At 41.7% G+C, this 17,138-nt stretch carries 20 protein-coding genes; 13 read left to right on the top strand and 7 right to left on the bottom strand.

Annotated elements, in window-relative coordinates:
* Positions 1 to 31: 31 nt before the first annotated feature.
* Both nifD and nifK read left to right on the top strand, forming a co-directional pair.
* The gene (nifD, locus tag WCX87_RS07775; RefSeq protein ID WP_345978995.1) at positions 32 to 1,504 is read left to right on the top strand and encodes a nitrogenase molybdenum-iron protein alpha chain; all 1,473 of its coding nucleotides are present in this window, start codon (positions 32 to 34) and stop codon (positions 1,502 to 1,504) included.
* Positions 1,504 to 3,048, top strand: coding sequence for a nitrogenase molybdenum-iron protein subunit beta (gene nifK, locus WCX87_RS07770; RefSeq protein ID WP_345978994.1), 1,545 nt, complete (start codon positions 1,504 to 1,506; stop codon positions 3,046 to 3,048). The genes nifD and nifK overlap by 1 nt, the downstream gene beginning before the upstream one ends.
* Positions 3,049 to 3,099: 51 nt before the next feature.
* Here the strand turns inward: nifK and WCX87_RS07765 are convergent, their stop codons facing one another.
* Complete coding sequence (locus tag WCX87_RS07765; protein ID WP_345978992.1) at positions 3,100 to 3,630, bottom strand: hypothetical protein; 531 nt, start codon at positions 3,628 to 3,630, stop codon at positions 3,100 to 3,102.
* 190 nt (positions 3,631 to 3,820) lie between these two features.
* Here WCX87_RS07765 and WCX87_RS07760 point away from each other — a divergent pair, with 190 nt between their 5' ends.
* The 3 genes from WCX87_RS07760 to WCX87_RS07750 are packed head-to-tail and all read left to right on the top strand — an operon-like array spanning position 3,821 to position 7,903.
* A complete protein-coding gene (locus WCX87_RS07760; RefSeq protein ID WP_345978991.1) occupies positions 3,821 to 4,501 on the top strand; it encodes a superoxide dismutase in 681 nt (226 codons plus the stop codon).
* Between the two features lie 31 nt (positions 4,502 to 4,532).
* Positions 4,533 to 7,058 (top strand): 2-oxoacid:acceptor oxidoreductase subunit alpha, encoded by a 2,526-nt coding sequence (locus WCX87_RS07755; RefSeq protein ID WP_345978990.1) that lies wholly within the window; start codon positions 4,533 to 4,535, stop codon positions 7,056 to 7,058.
* Entirely contained in the window at positions 7,055 to 7,903 is an 849-nt protein-coding gene (locus WCX87_RS07750; RefSeq protein WP_345978989.1) for a thiamine pyrophosphate-dependent enzyme, read from the top strand. The genes WCX87_RS07755 and WCX87_RS07750 overlap by 4 nt, the downstream gene beginning before the upstream one ends.
* 58 nt (positions 7,904 to 7,961) lie before the next feature.
* Here WCX87_RS07750 and tpx read toward each other — a convergent pair whose 3' ends face one another.
* Positions 7,962 to 8,489, bottom strand: a complete 528-nt coding sequence (tpx, locus tag WCX87_RS07745; protein WP_345981103.1) for a thiol peroxidase — start codon at positions 8,487 to 8,489, stop codon at positions 7,962 to 7,964.
* A gap of 184 nt (positions 8,490 to 8,673) precedes the next feature.
* The gene (locus WCX87_RS07740; RefSeq protein WP_345978988.1) at positions 8,674 to 9,420 is read right to left on the bottom strand and encodes a TIGR01458 family HAD-type hydrolase; all 747 of its coding nucleotides are present in this window, start codon (positions 9,418 to 9,420) and stop codon (positions 8,674 to 8,676) included.
* Positions 9,421 to 9,616: 196 nt separating this feature from the next.
* On the opposite strand from WCX87_RS07740, the gene WCX87_RS07735 reads away from it, so the two are divergent.
* The 8 genes from WCX87_RS07735 (at position 9,617) to WCX87_RS07700 (ending at position 13,809) form a co-directional block, all read left to right on the top strand.
* Positions 9,617 to 10,207, top strand: a complete 591-nt coding sequence (locus WCX87_RS07735) for a LemA family protein (protein ID WP_345978987.1) — start codon at positions 9,617 to 9,619, stop codon at positions 10,205 to 10,207.
* Positions 10,207 to 11,076: a TPM domain-containing protein gene (locus WCX87_RS07730; protein WP_345978986.1), complete on the top strand. Its 870-nt coding sequence runs from the start codon at positions 10,207 to 10,209 to the stop codon at positions 11,074 to 11,076. The genes WCX87_RS07735 and WCX87_RS07730 overlap by 1 nt, the downstream gene beginning before the upstream one ends.
* On the top strand, positions 11,076 to 11,693 hold the full coding sequence (locus tag WCX87_RS07725) for a TPM domain-containing protein (RefSeq protein ID WP_345978985.1): 618 nt from the start codon (positions 11,076 to 11,078) through the stop codon (positions 11,691 to 11,693). Before WCX87_RS07730 ends, WCX87_RS07725 begins: the two co-directional genes overlap by 1 nt.
* A gap of 108 nt (positions 11,694 to 11,801) precedes the next feature.
* Positions 11,802 to 11,990 carry a hypothetical protein gene (locus WCX87_RS07720; protein WP_345978984.1) on the top strand — a complete coding sequence of 63 codons (189 nt, stop codon included), beginning with the start codon at positions 11,802 to 11,804 and terminating at the stop codon, positions 11,988 to 11,990.
* Positions 11,990 to 12,217 (top strand): hypothetical protein, encoded by a 228-nt coding sequence (locus WCX87_RS07715; protein ID WP_345978983.1) that lies wholly within the window; start codon positions 11,990 to 11,992, stop codon positions 12,215 to 12,217. Before WCX87_RS07720 ends, WCX87_RS07715 begins: the two co-directional genes overlap by 1 nt.
* 52 nt (positions 12,218 to 12,269) lie before the next feature.
* Complete coding sequence (locus tag WCX87_RS07710) at positions 12,270 to 12,482, top strand: hypothetical protein (RefSeq protein ID WP_345978982.1); 213 nt, start codon at positions 12,270 to 12,272, stop codon at positions 12,480 to 12,482.
* A gap of 44 nt (positions 12,483 to 12,526) precedes the next feature.
* Positions 12,527 to 13,624, top strand: a complete 1,098-nt coding sequence (gene ald, locus WCX87_RS07705) for an alanine dehydrogenase (RefSeq protein ID WP_345978981.1) — start codon at positions 12,527 to 12,529, stop codon at positions 13,622 to 13,624.
* Positions 13,624 to 13,809: a hypothetical protein gene (locus WCX87_RS07700; RefSeq protein ID WP_345978980.1), complete on the top strand. Its 186-nt coding sequence runs from the start codon at positions 13,624 to 13,626 to the stop codon at positions 13,807 to 13,809. Before ald ends, WCX87_RS07700 begins: the two co-directional genes overlap by 1 nt.
* 3 nt (positions 13,810 to 13,812) lie before the next feature.
* Here the strand turns inward: WCX87_RS07700 and WCX87_RS07695 are convergent, their stop codons facing one another.
* From WCX87_RS07695 to WCX87_RS07680, 4 genes are all read right to left on the bottom strand, one after another.
* Positions 13,813 to 14,577: a cyclic nucleotide-binding domain-containing protein gene (locus tag WCX87_RS07695; protein WP_345978979.1), complete on the bottom strand. Its 765-nt coding sequence runs from the start codon at positions 14,575 to 14,577 to the stop codon at positions 13,813 to 13,815.
* A gap of 80 nt (positions 14,578 to 14,657) precedes the next feature.
* Positions 14,658 to 14,939 (bottom strand): hypothetical protein, encoded by a 282-nt coding sequence (locus tag WCX87_RS07690; RefSeq protein WP_345978978.1) that lies wholly within the window; start codon positions 14,937 to 14,939, stop codon positions 14,658 to 14,660.
* 19 nt (positions 14,940 to 14,958) lie between these two features.
* Positions 14,959 to 16,119 (bottom strand): VWA-like domain-containing protein, encoded by a 1,161-nt coding sequence (locus WCX87_RS07685; protein WP_345978977.1) that lies wholly within the window; start codon positions 16,117 to 16,119, stop codon positions 14,959 to 14,961.
* Positions 16,119 to 17,117, bottom strand: coding sequence for a MoxR family ATPase (locus WCX87_RS07680; protein ID WP_345978976.1), 999 nt, complete (start codon positions 17,115 to 17,117; stop codon positions 16,119 to 16,121). The genes WCX87_RS07685 and WCX87_RS07680 overlap by 1 nt, the downstream gene beginning before the upstream one ends.
* Between the last annotated feature and the right edge of the window lie 21 nt (positions 17,118 to 17,138).

The raw sequence follows: 17,138 nt of genomic DNA, 5'->3' as shown, positions 1-17,138 counted from the left end.
CTAATTAAAAAAAATCATAGAGGAGAACAAGATGGGTCCAGAATCATTGGAAGCTAAACAAAAAGCGGCCGTAGAAGAAGTCTTAAAAGCTTATCCTGCGAAAGCTGCTAAAAACCGTGCTAAACACTTAGGTGTTGGTAGCCCGGAAGATGAAAGTCAAAAAACTTGTGGTAACGTTCGTTCAAACAAGAAAACTGTTCCTGGTGTTATGAGTCAACGTGGTTGTGCATACGCAGGTTCAAAAGGGGTTGTTTGGGGTCCTGTTAAAGATATGGTTCATATCTCTCACGGTCCTATCGGTTGTGGTCAATATAGCCGTGCCGGTCGTCGTAACTACTATATCGGTACAACTGGTGTAGATACATTCGTTACAATGAACTTCAGTTCTGATTTCCAAGAAAAAGACATCGTTTTCGGTGGAGATAAAAAACTTGAAGTATGTTTTAGTGAGATCGATGAGTTATTCCCGTTAAACAACGGTATAACAGTTCAATCTGAGTGTCCGATCGGTCTTATCGGTGACGATATCAACGCGACATCTAAAATGTATGCTAAAAAAACTGGTAACACTATTGTTCCTGTAAACTGTGAAGGTTTCCGTGGGGTTTCTCAATCACTTGGTCACCACATCGCAAATGATACAGTTCGTGACTATGTATTTGACGGAAACATCCAATCACTTGGTGAACCGATCAAAGAAACAGAGTACGACGTAGCTATCATCGGGGATTATAATATCGGTGGTGATGCATGGTCAAGCCGTATTTTACTTGAAGAGATGGGTTTACGTGTTGTTGCTCAATGGTCAGGTGATGCAACTCTTAAAGAGATGGCAGCAACTACTAAAGTAAAACTGAACCTACTTCACTGTTACCGTTCAATGAACTACATTTCTCGTCACATGGAGAAAGAGTACGGGATTCCTTGGATAGAGTATAACTTCTTTGGCCCAAGCCAAACGATTAAATCTCTACGCAAGATCGCAGCATTCTTTGATGAGAGTATTCAGAAAAAATGTGAAGAAGTTATCGCTAAATATCAACCACTTGTTGATGCGGTTGTTAACAAATATCGTCCTCGTCTAGAAGGCAAACAAGTAATGTTATTCGTCGGTGGTCTACGCCCACGTCACGTTATCGGTGCTTATGAAGATCTAGGTATGGAAGTTATCGGTACTGGTTATGAGTTCGCTCATGATGATGATTACAAAAGAACTAAAGATGAGATCTTCCGTTCTACTGTTATCTATGATGATGTTAATGAATATGAACTTGAAGCGTTTGTTAAAGCACTTCAACCGGATTTAGTTGCATCTGGTATTAAAGAGAAATATGTGTTCCAAAAAATGGGTCTGCCATACCGTCAGATGCACTCTTGGGATTATAGTGGTCCTTACCATGGATACGACGGTTTTGCAATCTTTGCACAAGACATGGATTTAGCGATCAACTCTCCAGTATGGGCTCACACTAAAGCACCATGGGAAAAAGAAGGAGAAGCGTAATGCAAGAAATAGAAAATATTGTAAATGGTCAAAAACTATTTCAACGTCCTGAGTATCAAGAAGTTTTAAAAAATAAAAAAGAGTTCGAAGGCGGCATGGGCGCAGTCGATACTGAAAAAGTTAAAGAGATAGCTGAGTGGACTAAATCATGGGATTACCGTGAGAAAAATCTTGCTCGTGAAGCTATCACTGTAAACCCGGCTAAAGCATGTCAACCTCTAGGGGCTGTCATGGTTGCACTAGGTTTTGAAAACACTATGCCTTACGTTCATGGTTCTCATGGATGTGTTGCGTATTTCCGTTCATATTTCACGAAACACTTTAAAGAGCCAACTCCTTGTGTTTCTGATTCAATGACAGAAGATGCAGCGGTTTTCGGTGGTCTTACAAATATGAAAGACGGTCTTAAAAACTGTGCGGCACTTTATAAACCTGAAATGATCGCAGTATCGACTACATGTATGGCAGAAGTTATCGGTGATGACTTGAATGCGTTTGCAACAGCGGCTAAAGATGAAGACGGTGGAGAATTCTTACCGGCTGATTTCCCGATCCCTTATGCACATACACCGTCGTTTACTGGTAGCCATATCACTGGTTACGATAACATGATGCACGGTATTATGTCTCAATTGACTGAAGGTGTTGAAACTAACAAAAATGAAAAGATCAATATCATTCCAGGTTTTGAAACATATATCGGTTCAATCCGTTCTATAAAAGCTATAGTAGAATCTTTCGGTGCTGAGTATACAATGCTTGGTGACCACTCTGATCAGTGGGATATGCCGGCTGGTGAGTACAGCATGTTCGCTGGTGGTACGACTATAGCTGATGCTAAAGATTGTAAAAACTCTAAAGCAACTATATCTTTACAAAAATATGCAACTGTTAAAACTATGAAAATGGTTGAAAAACGTTGGAAACATAAAGGCGGATTCTCTAACCCGATCGGTCTTAAAGGTACAGATGAGTTCGTTATGAAATTAGCTGAACTTACAGGTAAAGATGTTCCTGAAAAACTAAAAGTCGAGCGTGGTCGTCTTGTAGATGCTATGCAAGATTCTTATCCGTATATGCACGGTAAAAAATTCGCTATATGGGGAGATCCAGACTTCTTGGTAGGTATGGTTTCATTCCTTTTAGAGATGGGTGCTGAACCTACTCACGTATTATGTAACAATCCTGGCCGTGGTTGGGAAGAAGAGATCAGAGCAATGCTTGATACTTCACCTGCTGCAGCTGATTGTCATGTATGGGCTGGTAAAGATCTATGGCATATGCGTTCATTACTATTTACAGAGCCGGTTGATTTCATGATCGGTAACAGTTATGGTAAAGAGCTTATGCGTGATACTGGTACTCCGCTAATCTATATCGGATTCCCAATATTCGACCGTCACCACCTACATAGATATTCTATCAGTGGATATGATGGAGCGTTAAACTTATTAACTTGGATTACAAATAAAGTTCTAGATCAGTTAGACGAAGAGACTAAAAACATCGCTTCTACTGACTACTTCTTCGACTTGGTTCGTTAATCTATTTTTTGTTCATTCTCCGTGCCGATCCTCTTGGATCGGTACACCTATTTATCCAAATGAATCTATCTCTTTTTTAATTCTTTCAAAATACACAACCATATCTTTATCACTGGCATACAATTTATTATAGAGATCCGACAAAGCTACTTTAAGATCATACGGATTGCATAAAAATATCTCTCTTTTCATCATAAAGACAGCCTGTTGTATCTCTGCCAGATTGAAATGGATACTTTTTTTTGATTTTTCTATTCTGTTTAGGACCTTTGTCAAACGAAGGATGATCTTGTCAATGTGCGGATTAGGCTTTTTCTTTACGACAGTTTCTTCCTCTTCGTATTTATTGTTACTAAAGAGGGTAAGATCACTATTACGCGGTTCTAGATTTAAACGATATTTTGAATTGAGTGCTGCAAAGCAGTCAAAGTAGCAGCCGTAGTGCTCGACTGTACCGTTTGTGTAGGATATTCTTATTTTTCTGTTTGGTGTCCATTCATATTTTGCTATGGCTTTTTTTTGCAGTTTCAACAACGTTTTTTCATTAACCAAATCAACTAATTCTGCAATAGATATTTTCATTATTAATCTTGTGTTTCTTTCTAGAAATTGATTGTTATTTTTTACTTTGCAATTATAGTTGAAATTTAATGGATTTGTATAAAAAATCTCATCTACAATAACTTATTTAAACTAGTTCAATATTTTTTGCAAATCATTATTTTTTTTCAGTTACGATGACAGTAGAAACTTAGCAAGTAAGGAGTGTAAAATGAAGTTTGAACTGATGTCATTGCCCTTTGATAAAGCGGCATTAGAACCACATATTTCCTCTGAAACAATAAGTTACCATTACGGTAAACACCATGCGGGTTACGTCAATAAACTCAATGCTCTAATAGAGGGCAGCGAGTACGCGGACAAGCCTTTAGAATTTATAGTTAAAAATGCAGGCGGCGGTATCTTCAACAATGCGGCACAGGTGTTTAATCACGATTTTTACTGGAACGGACTTACAAATAGTTCAACCACATGTTCCGTGGAGCTTTCAGATATGATAAACACTGTTTTTGGTTCGCAGGAGGATTTTAAAAAGCTCTTTTTAGATAAAGCAGCGACCCTTTTTGGTTCGGGATGGGTATGGCTGGTCTTGACTAAAGGCGGTGCTCTTGGTATAGAACAGTATTCAAATGCAGACAATCCGCTGCGTCATGATAAGATACCGTTACTTACCTGCGATGTCTGGGAACATGCATATTACATAGACTATCGTAACGGCAGAGCTGATTATCTTGAAAACTGGTGGAAACTGATAAACTGGAAATTTGTCTCAGACAATCTTGCAGATGCTAAAAACGATCCGATGTCTGGGTATGCACAGCCGTGTAACGATAACAATGAAGTGTGTGACTATGTCGATGTCATGCAGGAAAACGAGCGTACACCGTCATAATAAAGTACTGATGTTTTAAAGGACGTTGCTGATGACAATAGATGAACTCAAGCGCTATGACGGCCGCAACAACACACGCGCATATGTCGCTTACAAAAATGTAGTCTATGATGTGACAGACAGCCCATTTTGGAAGAATGGGGAACATCAAGGTGCTCACAGTGCAGGACAAGACTTGACTTCAGAACTTCTAGGCGCTCCCCACGGCGACGAAGTTTTTAAAGAGTTTCCTGTTGTGGCTACCATTGACGAGATACCTCATAAAGAGCAAACTCCTCCTATCGAACTTGTAAAATCATCCCTTAGAACTTTGTATAAAAAGTACCATCCACATCCGATGCTTGTACATTTTCCCATAGCGCTTCATATCTTTGCAGCAGGCTTGGATATACTTTTTTTGAATGTTCCAAAAGAGGCGTATGCCGTCGGAGTCTTTTACTCATTTTTTGTTGCCACGGTTATGGGATTTGCCGCGATGATACCGGGGATGCTCAGTTGGTGGATTAATTACAACCTCTCGACACACCGTGCCTTTATGGTAAAGATAGTAGTCGCGACATTGACGCTTGGACTGGGAGTCGTAAATATCGGACTCTATTTTGAAAATCCGAATATCGTGTATGAATATTCCTCTTGGGGGATCATCTATCATGCGATAGTCCTATTTACAGGTGCGACTGTCATTATACTCGGCTATTACGGCGGAAAGATAAGCTGGGGAGAGTTAGGAGAAGATAATATGCAGACAGTTTCTTTAGATATGAATGAAGTCGAGCTTATGATGAGTAAAGGCGGGGTACAAGAGATGGATTATGGATTTTCAACACCGACGTCATCTGTAAAGATATCGCCTGATGAAAGAAGTAACGTAGGTAGTGATCATCAAGTCAGTATCTCTGTCCTAATAGGAGGTGCTGCAGGTCTTGGAATAGATACACTAGAAAAGATACTCAGTGATGCATTTAAACGAAGCGGATACTATGTATATTCGACAAAAGAGTTTATGTCCCGTGTACGCGGCGGAAGCAATACGACACTGCTGCGCATTTCGGATGCACCTGTCCTGGCTCCCTGCTGGGAGGTCGATATTGCTGTAGCACTTGACGGACCCGCTTTAGAGCACATGAAAGAGCGATACAAAAAGAGTACAGTCGTCTTCGCGGATGAAAGTGTGAATGAAAAAGGTTCGGATATCATCGCTGTCGAGATGAAAGAGAGTGCTAAAAAGTTCGGCGATGTGCGATATGCAAACACCTATATGACGGGTCTGCTTTTTGGAGTACTTAAAATCGATGAGACTCCTTTGCTAAAAACCATACAGGAACATTTCAAAGGTGAAGGATCAAACAAAGAGGCAGCCGAGACAGGTTATAAAACGGGAAGTGACATGAAATACCTGCCGCTTCCGGAGCTGCCAAAAGCAGATATCGAAACTGTAAAAGACCTGCATCTTATGGACGGTACTTCAGCGTGTGGATTCGGCTTTCTGGCAGGCGGATGCAATATGATAACAGCATACCCGATGTCTCCTTCAACGGGAGTACTAAACTTTATGGCATCTATGTCTAAAGAGTTTGACATAGCCGTAGAGCAGAGTGAAGATGAGATAGCCTCTTTGACCATGGTGCTTGGCGGATGGTACGGAGGTGCACGTGCTATGACCTCTACTTCTGGCGGAGGTTTCGCTCTTATGGGCGAGGCACTGAGTCTCAGCGGTATGACGGAGACACCCGCCGTCATCTACCTCGCACAGCGCCCGGGACCTGCGACAGGACTGCCCACACGAAGCGAGCAGGGAGACTTGAACATGGCGCTTTACTCTGGACACGGACCGTTTCCCCGCGTAGTGCTTGCCCCCGGTTCGCTAGAGGAGTGCATCAACTACGGTTATCTGGCTTTTGAACTGGCGGACAAATACCAGATACCGGTTATCCTACTGAGTGATCAGTATCTGGCAGATTCCATCTGTATGATAGGCGACGTAGACTTTTCATCTTACGAACAGCGCAGATACATCGAAAAAAGCACAAAAGAATATCTGCGTTATGCAGATACAAAAAGCGGTATAAGTCCAAGAGCCGTTCCCGGTTTTGGCGAAGGTCTTATCTGCGCGGTCGGCGATGAACATGACGAGCGGGGGCAGATAACGGAGGATCATAAAGTAAGAGATCAGATGGTTGCAAAACGTGCGAGAAAAGCAGATGCTCTTACACTAGAGGCACTCGCTCCTACATGTAAGGGTGAGGGAGAGATCGCTATCATCGGGTGGGGATCAAGCAAAGGCGCCATAGCCGAAGCGTTGGAGCGTCTGGACGATCCTCGTCTTGTTCATGTGCATTTTGCGTGGGTGCATCCGCTTAGTGCAGAGCAGTTAAGCAATTTAAACGACTATAAGTATAAGATCGTCGTAGAAAACAATGCCGACGGGGCGTTTGCAGATCAGCTGAAACTTCACGACATAGAAGTAGATGAGAAGATCTTACAATCCAACGGGTTTAGCTTCTTTGCCGACCAGTTGGCAGGGATGATAGAAAAAGCTGTAAAGGAGTTGTCATGAGCCATCTGTTTGACAGGGAAAATGTCGATGTTGCATGGTGTCCGGGATGCGGAAACTTCGGTATCTTAAAACTTATAAAAGAGGTTCTTGAAGAGCTGCAGGCAGATAAAAACAATACCGTCATAGTATCGGGCATCGGACAGGCCGCAAAAGCTCCCTACTATGTCGATACGAATATGTTCGGAGTCCTGCACGGTAGGGCAGTACCCGTGGCAACTGCTCTAAAGGTCGCAAATCCTCAGCTAAATGTCATCGCCGAAGGGGGTGACGGAGATATGTACGGAGAGGGCGGAAACCACTTTATCCATGCCATCAGACGCAATGTCAACATTGTCCATATCGTGCATAACAACATGGTCTACGGACTGACAAAAGGACAGGCGTCGCCCACAAGCCAAAAGGGTTTTGAGACAAAAGTGCAGGTAAACGGCGTGTCAAACGAGCCTTTCAACCCTCTGGCCGTAGCGCTTTCATTAAGAGCAGGATTTGTTTCAAGGGTGAGCATCGCCGATGCCCTCCACGCAAAAGAGGTGCTAAAAGCCGCATTCTTACATCACGGATACGCACTTGTAGACATCTTCCAGCCATGTGTCACTTTCAACAAGACAAACACCTACCACTGGTTTAGAGAGAACACCTATTTTTTAAACGGCAACTACAATAACAGTGATTTTAATGCGGCACTCGGTAAAGCTTTTGAATCGATGCCGATGCCATTAGGTGTCATCTATCAGAACAAAAACAGCGATGCGACTCTTGAAGAGAACATACGAAAAAGTGACAAGCCACTGTATGAAGCAAAGCATAATATTCAAAAAATTCAAGAATTATTTAATGCTTATTAGTATAAAGTAGGAGAGAAAAGAATGCTTGCGCCGAACTGGCTGCAAGCAAAGAAGATCTTTATAATGCTTTTAACACTGCATCATAGTCAGGAGCTTGTGTGATCTCAGGAACAAGCTGTTTGTAAGTCACTTTGCCGTTTTTAACGATGAAGATCGTTCTAGTCTCTATCCCTTTTAAAACACTGTCTTTAATAAGAGTACCGTACGCTTTTCCGAATGCTTTTGACTGGAAGTCACTTGCAACGGTGATGTTTTTGATCCCGTGAGCTGCACAGTAACGGCTTCCTGCAAAAGGTAAGTCCATAGAGATCACTACGATCTGAACATTTGCAAGAGCTGCTGCTTTTTCATTAAATGTACGAGCTTCAAGATCACAAACAGGCGTATCGATACTTGGAACTACGACCAATATCTGTGTTTTGTCGCTTTTTCCACCTACTTTGATCTCTTTTAGGTCACTTGTGACTAATTGAACCACAGGGGCTTTGTCGCCGACACTGATCTTATTTCCGCTTAAGTGAACCGGTTTTCCGCTTAACGTGACTGTTTCGTTTGTAGATGCATTAGCTAGAGTGAAGCCAAGCATTGTAGTAATGACAATAGAGATGAGTTTCATAGAATTATTTTCCTTAATGTGAGATATTTTCGGTAGGGATTATATTATAGTTGATGGGTATGCAATATAATTTAAAAAAATTAGTTTTAATGAGTAAGATTATCTTTGGAAAGCAGTATAGCAGGCACTTTAAACTCTTATGCTGTAAGCTGCTTTAGAGCGTAAAATCTGCAATGGAGTCGATGACCATGTCTGCTTTGATGCCCGTTTGCAGGTCTTGGGGCCTGAACTTTCCTGTCTTTACAAGTACCGTTTTCAGTCCTGCGTCCTGCGCTCCGCCTATGTCGCTTTCTATGTCGTCTCCTATCATGATGCACTCTTCTGGTTTGTAAGCAAGCATCTGGCAGGCAAGATGGTAAAACTCCATGCTGGGCTTGCCGATGATCTTGGCTTCTTTTTGCACTGCATACTCTAACGCCTGTACAAAACCTCCTGCGTCCATGCTTAACTCTCCGTCGGCATCTTTGAAGTAGCGGTTCTTTGCTGCGGCAAGAAGAGTCGCCCCCGAGTGAAGATGGCGAAAAGCAGTGTTGAGACTCCCGTAGCTAAAGTTCTCCTGCGCATCACCTACGACGACATAGTCGATGTTCTCAAACGTAAGGTCGGTAAACTGTTTTTTGGCTTCGTCGGTAAGGAGATAATAGGCATTTGATCTATGTTCTTGAAGATACATCTTTGTCACATCCAGCGCGGTGATGATCTCATATGGCTCTATATCAAACCCCATTTTTTGTAAAAGTTCGGCAAGCTGCTCGCCTCGCGTCTGGGTCGTGTTAGTCAAAAAACGTACGGAAAAATGCTCTTTGATGCGTGCAACGGCTTCTACGGCACCTTCGATGGGGGTATCACCTACATAAAGCACACCGCCGATATCGCACAAGACAGCTTTGATCTCGGACATGACGACTCCTTAAAAGAGGATGAGGACTATCTGCATTATAGTCACTGACACTTTAGGGCAGGATGAAAGTTTTTAATTAATGATCAGTTTTGTGATAGAAATATTTCAATTGATTTTGTTGTTTTAAATTATTTAGAAGTTTTTAATAGATACTATAGATGATTAAAATCAATGGAATTGAAAACAAGGAATTTTGATGAGAAATGTAGGTATTGTCATAGCAGTAATTTTGATTGCTCTTTTAGTTGTAATGATTCCGAGTATAAATAATATACCGAAGTATGATGAGGCGGTCAAAGCATCATGGAGTCAGGTCCTAAATCAGTATAAGAGACGTTCAGACCTTGTCCCAAATCTAGTCAGTACTGTTAAAGGTTATGCGGCACATGAGGAAAAAGTACTTGTAGAAGTAACAAAAGCCCGTAGTGCTGTTGCTCAGATGACGATATCAAAAGATATCTTAAATGATAAAGCAGCTTTTGCACAGTTTCAAAGCAAACAAAATGAACTTTCTTCCGCACTGTCTCGTTTGTTAGTGACTGTTGAGAAGTATCCAGATCTCAAAGCAAATCAAAATTTTGTCATGTTACAGTCCCAGTTGGAGGGAACAGAAAATCGTATCTCTGTAGCTAGACGAGATTATATTCAAGCTGTACAGATCTACAATACGGAGTTAAGGACATTTCCGGGACGCTTATGGCACATGATGCTTTATAGTGATATGAAACTTTATGAGACATTTAGTGTAGATGAAGCAACGCAACGCGTGCCAGAGGTCAATTTCTGATGCGACTGCTTTCACGCTTAGGGATTCTTTTAGTCTTAATCGGATTTTTAAACCTAAATGCGCAAGAGATCCATTTTCCCTCTTTAAGCGGTCGTGTTGTCGATGAAGCAAATATACTCACAGGTGCTCAAAAAAAACAGTTGACAGATCAGCTTCAAACACTTGAAAAACAAACCAGTGATCAAGTGGTAGTCGTAACACTAAAGTCACTTCAAGGCAATACGATAGAAGTTTTTGGCTTTAGACTTGGACGACATTGGCAGATAGGTCAAAAAGAGAAAAATAATGGAGTCTTACTGATAGTCGCGCCAAAAGAGCGTAAGGTACGCATCGAAGTCGGGTACGGTCTTGAAGGGATTTTGACAGACGGGCTGAGTAAGATGATAATCGATAACGATATCGTCCCCTCTTTTAAAAAAGGCAATATGCAAGAGGGGATTATGAAGGGTACCAAGTCCATCTTAGAGGTTTTACAGGGACAGTATGTTCCTCCTAAAAAAAATAACGTATCGCGAACAGATAAAGGTGCAGTATCATTTGGAGTAGGTGTAGCAGTTTTTTTCGGACTTCTTTTTGCCGCACCTCTGTTTAATTCGATCATAAATAATATGTTATTGATCAGCATCGTCAATAGTATTATCGTATTTTTTACTTTTGTTGGTGTAGGACCGCTAGGGGAAGCTTTTGCAATGGGAGTATTTATGTTTTTCGGTTCGATCGTCACGATGATGAGTAAATATCAAGTCGGCAGTGATAGCTGGTATAGTCCAAATGGCAGTTTTTCAAGTGGCAGCAGTTCTTTTGGCTCAAGTGGTTTTTCAGGCGGTGGCGGAAGTTTTGGGGGCGGCGGCGCTTCAGGGAGTTGGTAATGAAGAAATTTATAACAAAAGAAACGCAAAGAAGAGTTGAACAAGCCATACAAGAGGTTGAATGCAAAACAGATGCTGAACTTGTAGTCGTTGTTGCAAAAAGAGCAGATGATTACTATTATATCCCTACTATGTGGGCTGCATTTGTGACACTGTTGTGGCCGGGTGTCAGTCATCTGTTAGGGGCTCCAAAAGAGCTTAATGAAAGCTATGTGGTACTGGCTTTAGTCTTTATTGTAAGTATGGTCTTGCTGCGCATCCCTTTTTTGATGTATGCCCTTATACCCCGTGATGTGAAGCAAAGACGTGCTCGGTCATTGGCTTATGAACAGTTTCTTGTGCAGAATCTTCATGCGACAAAAGCACGTACCGGTGTACTCATATTTGTCAGTATTGCCGAGCGGTATGTGAAGATCATTGCAGATAAAGGGATCAACGACAAGATAACAGATCCAGTTTGGCAAAACGCTGTGATTGCACTGACTGAGCAGATAAAAAAAGGTAATCCAGAAGAAGGATTTTTAGAGGCGATACGATTATGTTCACAGCCGCTAATCGAGCATTTCCCTGCAAGTGAGCCTAAAAATGAACTATCAAATCATCTTGTGATTTTATAAAAAATTGCAAAAATTTAATCAAAACTATCTTTACATGTAAAGTGTAAAAAATTAAATCTCTCTTCTAGCACATATAATGCAACTCTTTACAATAAAAGAGGAATATTTATGAGCAGTGTAGAAGAGAAGATAAAAGAGAACCTATTAAAAGAGATGTATACAAATATAGACAAGCTGTATGATTTTATGGAGCAGCACTACGTCTTGGATGAACACCACCACTCTCTTATTATCAAACAACTCAACAAACTAAAAGACCAGTTTTACCTTATCTCTCAAAACAGTAGGTTGTCCTGATGTACCATGTCGTCGTTGAAAAGCTTTGCAGCTGTGCCAAGAAAAAAGGGTTGGAACAGATCCGCAGTTTTGACACGAAAGAGGAAGCTCAAGAGCATGCTTACGAATGGGCTGACCATCTGAACAATACCTACTGCGGCAAACATGGATTTGACGTGGTAGAGGTCGAAGAGAACTTTGTCATATCGGTCGAAGAGGGCGGATTTGTCGAGGCTTGCGAGCTATAGAACAGTTAACAAGAACACTTAATGCAATTATCAAATAAAAAAAGGCAAGATAATGGAATATCATATAGTAGTTGAGAAGATGTGCGGATGTGCACGTCGCAAAAATATGCCGCAGATTAAAACGTTTGATGACAAAGAAAATGCTCATAGAGTAGCAAGAGCTTGGGCACAGGAATTAAACGAGACATTTTGCGGACAGCATGAATTTAGTGTAGTCGAAGTTGATGACAACTTTGTAATATCCGTACAAGAGGGAAGCTACTAAAGGCCTCTTGGTAAAGCGGCGTTGTGCCGCTAGAAGGAGTCAAAATGATTATCGGTGTGCCAAAAGAGATCAAAACGGATGAATATCGTGTCTCTATCACGCCTGCAGGTGTGGCAGAACTTGTAAAAGAGGGACATACGGTATATGTCCAAAACAGTGCCGGTGAGGGAAGCGGTTTTAGCGATACTGAGTATGAAAAAGCGGGAGCGGCACTTTTAACAGATGTTGCAAAGCTTTTTAAACTTTCGGATATGATCGTAAAAGTCAAAGAACCTATTCCTCTGGAGTATGAACTTTTTAAACAAAAACAGATGCTTTTTACCTATCTGCATCTAGCAGCGGATAAGGTTCAAACAGAGTTCTTACTTGAAAAAGGGATACGCGCTTTTTCATACGAGACATTAGAGGTAAACGGCCGTCTGCCTCTGCTTGAACCGATGAGTGAAGTCGCAGGTAAGATGGCAGCCCTGATGGGAAGCGTGCATCTTGGAAAATATCACGGTGGAAGCGGTCTGCTTGCAGGCGGAGTGACAGGGACACACAGAGCAAAAGTGATGGTGCTCGGAGGCGGAGTCGCAGGTAAAGCTGCCGCTGAGGTCGCAGCAGGGCTTGGTGCCGATGTGACAATACTTGATATAAATATGGAACGCCTGCACTATCTAAACGATGTGACACCGGCAAACGTAGCAACGCTTTACAGTTCACATGACACGATCAAAGATCTGCTGCCCGAATGTGACATAGTCGTAGGGACTGTACTTATACACGGTGCAAAAGCTCCGAAACTCATAACAAAAGAGATGCTTGGGCTTATGAAAAAGGGAAGTGTCCTAGTCGATGTCTCGATAGACCAGGGCGGATGTTTTGAAACATCACATCCCACAACGCATACGCATCCTACATTCATAGAAGATGGGATCGTGCACTACTGTGTGGCTAATATGCCCGGAGCTTATCCGCGTACGTCGACATATGCACTTACAAATGCGACATTAAAGTATGTCAAAGCCCTGGCAAAACATGGAGCGGAAAATATATGTCAAGAGCTTCCTGTCATGGTGAGTTCGTTAAATACATACGACGGAGTCCTTTACAATAAAGCTGTAGGCGAAGCCCATGATATTAAAAGTAAGGTATGGTAATGGAAGAGATATTGTTTTATTGTCAAGACTGTGATGCAAAGGTAAGCAGTGAGCAGCTTGGCATGTTAGATGAGGGTAAATGCCCGACATGCGGTTCAAACTATGGTTTTTCAACATCTCCTAAAGGAGAGAGTGACCAGTTTGAAGAAGCAGTCGTTTTAAACGATACTGACTTTTTGAAGTAGTTTTTACAGGCGAGAGCTCGCAACTTTTTCTATCTCTTTTAAGAGGTCCGGTTTTGTTTTTATAACATTTTGAAAGTCTTCTGCTCTCAACTTAAATACTTTACAATCTTTCAAAGCTGTGACAGTAGCCGTTCTTGGAGTGTTCTTAAGGAGGGCTATTTCACCAAAGAAATCTCCCTCTTTTAACTGAACTTGTATGTTTTGATTGTGTACAAGAACATTGCCGTCGACAATAAAGAACATTGAATCCCCGTCTGAACCTTCATGAACGATGACATCATCTTTGTTATAGTTTTTAAGATGTAAAAGCTGAACAATGTTAGCTACATCGGTAAATTCTAAATGAGAGAGAAGAGGAATATTGGCATTATCTATCATGATCTTTTTGATAAGAGCATTGGTAATATCTATGAATCTCACAACGGTATATTTTTCGCTATGTTGAGTAATTGTCACTAAAAATGCATGTGGTTCAAAATTAGTAGTTATAAGACTGACGATCCTATCTTTTTCATCAAGCTGAGATATTGCATCCATCCAAGTCATACCGGCAGGAATTTTTTCTTTGTTGAAATAGTGCGGATGTTGAACAAAACAATCGGCAAAATCTTTAAAAGAATCATTAAAATCATCAACAGAGGCTGCGCTGAAAAATTTAAAAAAAGATCTATTGGCCAATATGATTTTTGCATCTTCGAACAATAAGATAAAGTCATCTTCAGAATCTATTATATTTTGCATGATCGATAAGCTTAATGTTTTATCCATGGTAATGAACCTTCAAGTTTTTATCTATATTATACTAGAATGTCCCCGATTTTCTGTAAGAATGCGAAGAGTAATATAAATTAGGAGAGTATGATCTTCTCCGCTTTTATCTTTTGCATCTCTTCGTCATTTAACCCGCCGTACGCATAGACAAAACACATATTCTCAGGTTTGATCCTTTTTGTAGTCGACCAAAAACTCTCTAGATCTTTTATGATAGTGACATTTTCGGCTCTTAAAACTTTTAAGGGAAAGCCTATAGCACCGTGTGAAGTTGTAACCGGGTAAAGTTCCATAAGCTCGTTGTTTATAGATATAGGCCCATAGCCGTTTAGTAAAATAATTTTTGGATCTGTTTTCATTTTTTAAACCTTTGTGTTGTTAATTGTCTCTAAAAATAACGAGCGGTCTTCCAAAAGGGACTTTCGCTTTTCTTGAGAGTGCCCAGAGAACTTCGTAGTTCGGAGGGTATTTTGGAAACCAGCCGTCTCCGTCTGTAAAATACAGAAGCATCGTATTCATAGGCAGATTTGCCTCGATATAGTCAAATACGGGACGATAGTCCGTTCCACCTCCGCCTTTTAGTGCAAAATCCAGCTTCTCTCCGCCTTGAAACGTATAATGTGCATGTACCTTCGCATCGGCGATGATAAGTTCTATCTTCACCGAGGGAAAGTTCTGCATGATGGACTTGAACTCCTCCATAAACGCACCTAGGAGTTCATCGTTTATAGAGCCAGATGTATCGATGGCGACACAAAGACTGAGTGTGTCGCTCGCAAGACTCGGCAGGGCAAATCCTCGGTATATATGTTTTTTATTCGGAGGCATAAAAGCGTAGTTGTTTCTCATGTGTCTGTTGACCGCATTGTAAAGTTCAAACCTCCAGTCGACGTCGTTTGCCTTTACTTTTTTTGCCAGTCTTTCCATGCCTGAAGGCATCGCACTTTTTTTGTTCGCTACCTCTTGTGCTACGGATGAAGCGTACTGCCACTGCGACTCTGTCTGCGGATCCAGCTCATCGTCGATGTTTTCAATATTTGAAAAAGCACCACTGTCTTCGCTTTGGTTTTCACCTGTTTGAGGCGGATTGTCGCTATTTGTCTCATTTTGGTTGCCATAAGCATCATCGAGACCATTAAAATGTTCCTCTTTTAATACCTCGTAGATCTCTTCGGCATACATATCTTTGAACTCTTCGTTATAGTTCGCACCCTGAGGGATGATGACACCGTTTTTATGCAGAAGGTTATTTATGGCAAAGTCGGTGGCGAGTTGCCAGAGAGAACCTTTTCGGTTAAGACGTCTTTGCTGATGTGCAAGTATATGATGCATAACACAGTTTGTTAGGATAAAGATCATCTCGTCTTCGCTTCGGCGCTCTATAAACTCCGGGTTGTATAAAAAGCGCACACCGTTACTGGCGTAGGCTCTTACAGACTCGCTTGGTTCATGTTTAAGCCGCGAAGCAAGCATACCGAAGTAGGGATGTTTTAGTGTCAGTTGACTTTTTGATCTGGTTAAGATTTTTTCGGCAGACATTAGTGTAGCAATGTGTTGAATTTTTTCATCCAAAGAGTCCAGCTGTCTACATGATCCAGCTCTATCTTGCGTTCTCTGAGGTCTTGGACTATCATGACCGCAAACTCGGCAGGCATATTCAGCGTGTAGCTTACGAGATTGTTCAGTTTTTTACTGCTTGTAGTATCATCTACACGCATGGTAAGTGCCGCACTGAGTATGTGAAGTGCAGAGGGCTCGCTTGGGACATCTTTACATGTACCCTCCATGATCATATCAAGGTCAGGCAAGTCGCCTGCTACGGATCTAAATCCTAAGAATGCTGCTGCAAGCTCTTCGCCGATAGCTCCGCTTACCATCGGCATGATGAGATCGGCTTCAGGCTCGGATGAGATGATATGATTGACATACTCCCATGTACGAGGTGTTGCAAATGCACGGCTGTCAGTCTGAGCAAAAGTAAAAAGTGCATCAGGGCGATGTGAGATAAAAGCGATGATGGATGCATCGATGCCTACACCAACCGCCCAAGTACGCCAGTCATCGACATTTACATCCATTTCTAAGTGGACAAAACGGTTTGCAAGAGGTGCAGCCATACGAAAGACGACACCGCGGTCGCTCTCACGGTTTCCTGCAGCTACGATAGCCCAGCCGTCAGGCAAAGTGTACTCTCCTATCTTTCTATCCAGGATAAGCTGATAAGCCGAAGCCTGAACCATAGGTGCTGCGGTGTTTAACTCATCTAAAAACAGTATCCCTTTTTCTTGACTTCCGTCTGGTAAAAATGACGGCGGTGCCCAGATGGCTGTTTCCTCTTTTGTACTAAAAAACGGTATCCCTCTTAAGTCTGTGGGATCAAGCAAAGAGAGACGAAGATCTATATAGCTTATATTTTCCTCTTTTGCTATCTGCGCGACGATGGAAGATTTTCCTATGCCGGGAGGTCCCCATAAAAACACGGGTACCTTTTTCTTACATAGATGGGTAAGTGATCTTTTTACGCTTTGGGGATTCATACTCTTCCTTATTATATATAT

The sequence above is a fragment of the Sulfurimonas sp. HSL3-2 genome, assembly GCF_039645965.1.
Taxonomy (GTDB): domain Bacteria; phylum Campylobacterota; class Campylobacteria; order Campylobacterales; family Sulfurimonadaceae; genus Hydrocurvibacter; species Hydrocurvibacter mobilis.
Note: the sequence above shows the minus strand (reverse complement) of the source record. Positions and strands in the feature narration are given on the sequence as shown.

Coding starts and splice junctions, on each gene's coding strand:
- ald (WP_345978981.1), top strand. CDS start 12,527: ATGATTATCGGTGTGCCAAAAGAGATCAAAACGGATGAATATCGTGTC.
- WCX87_RS07725 (WP_345978985.1), top strand. CDS start 11,076: ATGAAGAAATTTATAACAAAAGAAACGCAAAGAAGAGTTGAACAAGCC.
- tpx (WP_345981103.1), bottom strand. CDS start 8,489: ATGCTTGGCTTCACTCTAGCTAATGCATCTACAAACGAAACAGTCACG.
- WCX87_RS07760 (WP_345978991.1), top strand. CDS start 3,821: ATGAAGTTTGAACTGATGTCATTGCCCTTTGATAAAGCGGCATTAGAA.
- WCX87_RS07720 (WP_345978984.1), top strand. CDS start 11,802: ATGAGCAGTGTAGAAGAGAAGATAAAAGAGAACCTATTAAAAGAGATG.
- WCX87_RS07700 (WP_345978980.1), top strand. CDS start 13,624: ATGGAAGAGATATTGTTTTATTGTCAAGACTGTGATGCAAAGGTAAGC.
- WCX87_RS07710 (WP_345978982.1), top strand. CDS start 12,270: ATGGAATATCATATAGTAGTTGAGAAGATGTGCGGATGTGCACGTCGC.
- WCX87_RS07740 (WP_345978988.1), bottom strand. CDS start 9,420: ATGTCCGAGATCAAAGCTGTCTTGTGCGATATCGGCGGTGTGCTTTAT.
- WCX87_RS07715 (WP_345978983.1), top strand. CDS start 11,990: ATGTACCATGTCGTCGTTGAAAAGCTTTGCAGCTGTGCCAAGAAAAAA.
- WCX87_RS07685 (WP_345978977.1), bottom strand. CDS start 16,119: ATGTCTGCCGAAAAAATCTTAACCAGATCAAAAAGTCAACTGACACTA.
- WCX87_RS07765 (WP_345978992.1), bottom strand. CDS start 3,630: ATGAAAATATCTATTGCAGAATTAGTTGATTTGGTTAATGAAAAAACG.
- WCX87_RS07695 (WP_345978979.1), bottom strand. CDS start 14,577: ATGGATAAAACATTAAGCTTATCGATCATGCAAAATATAATAGATTCT.
- WCX87_RS07680 (WP_345978976.1), bottom strand. CDS start 17,117: ATGAATCCCCAAAGCGTAAAAAGATCACTTACCCATCTATGTAAGAAA.
- WCX87_RS07755 (WP_345978990.1), top strand. CDS start 4,533: ATGACAATAGATGAACTCAAGCGCTATGACGGCCGCAACAACACACGC.
- WCX87_RS07730 (WP_345978986.1), top strand. CDS start 10,207: ATGCGACTGCTTTCACGCTTAGGGATTCTTTTAGTCTTAATCGGATTT.
- WCX87_RS07750 (WP_345978989.1), top strand. CDS start 7,055: ATGAGCCATCTGTTTGACAGGGAAAATGTCGATGTTGCATGGTGTCCG.
- WCX87_RS07735 (WP_345978987.1), top strand. CDS start 9,617: ATGAGAAATGTAGGTATTGTCATAGCAGTAATTTTGATTGCTCTTTTA.
- WCX87_RS07690 (WP_345978978.1), bottom strand. CDS start 14,939: ATGAAAACAGATCCAAAAATTATTTTACTAAACGGCTATGGGCCTATA.
- nifD (WP_345978995.1), top strand. CDS start 32: ATGGGTCCAGAATCATTGGAAGCTAAACAAAAAGCGGCCGTAGAAGAA.
- nifK (WP_345978994.1), top strand. CDS start 1,504: ATGCAAGAAATAGAAAATATTGTAAATGGTCAAAAACTATTTCAACGT.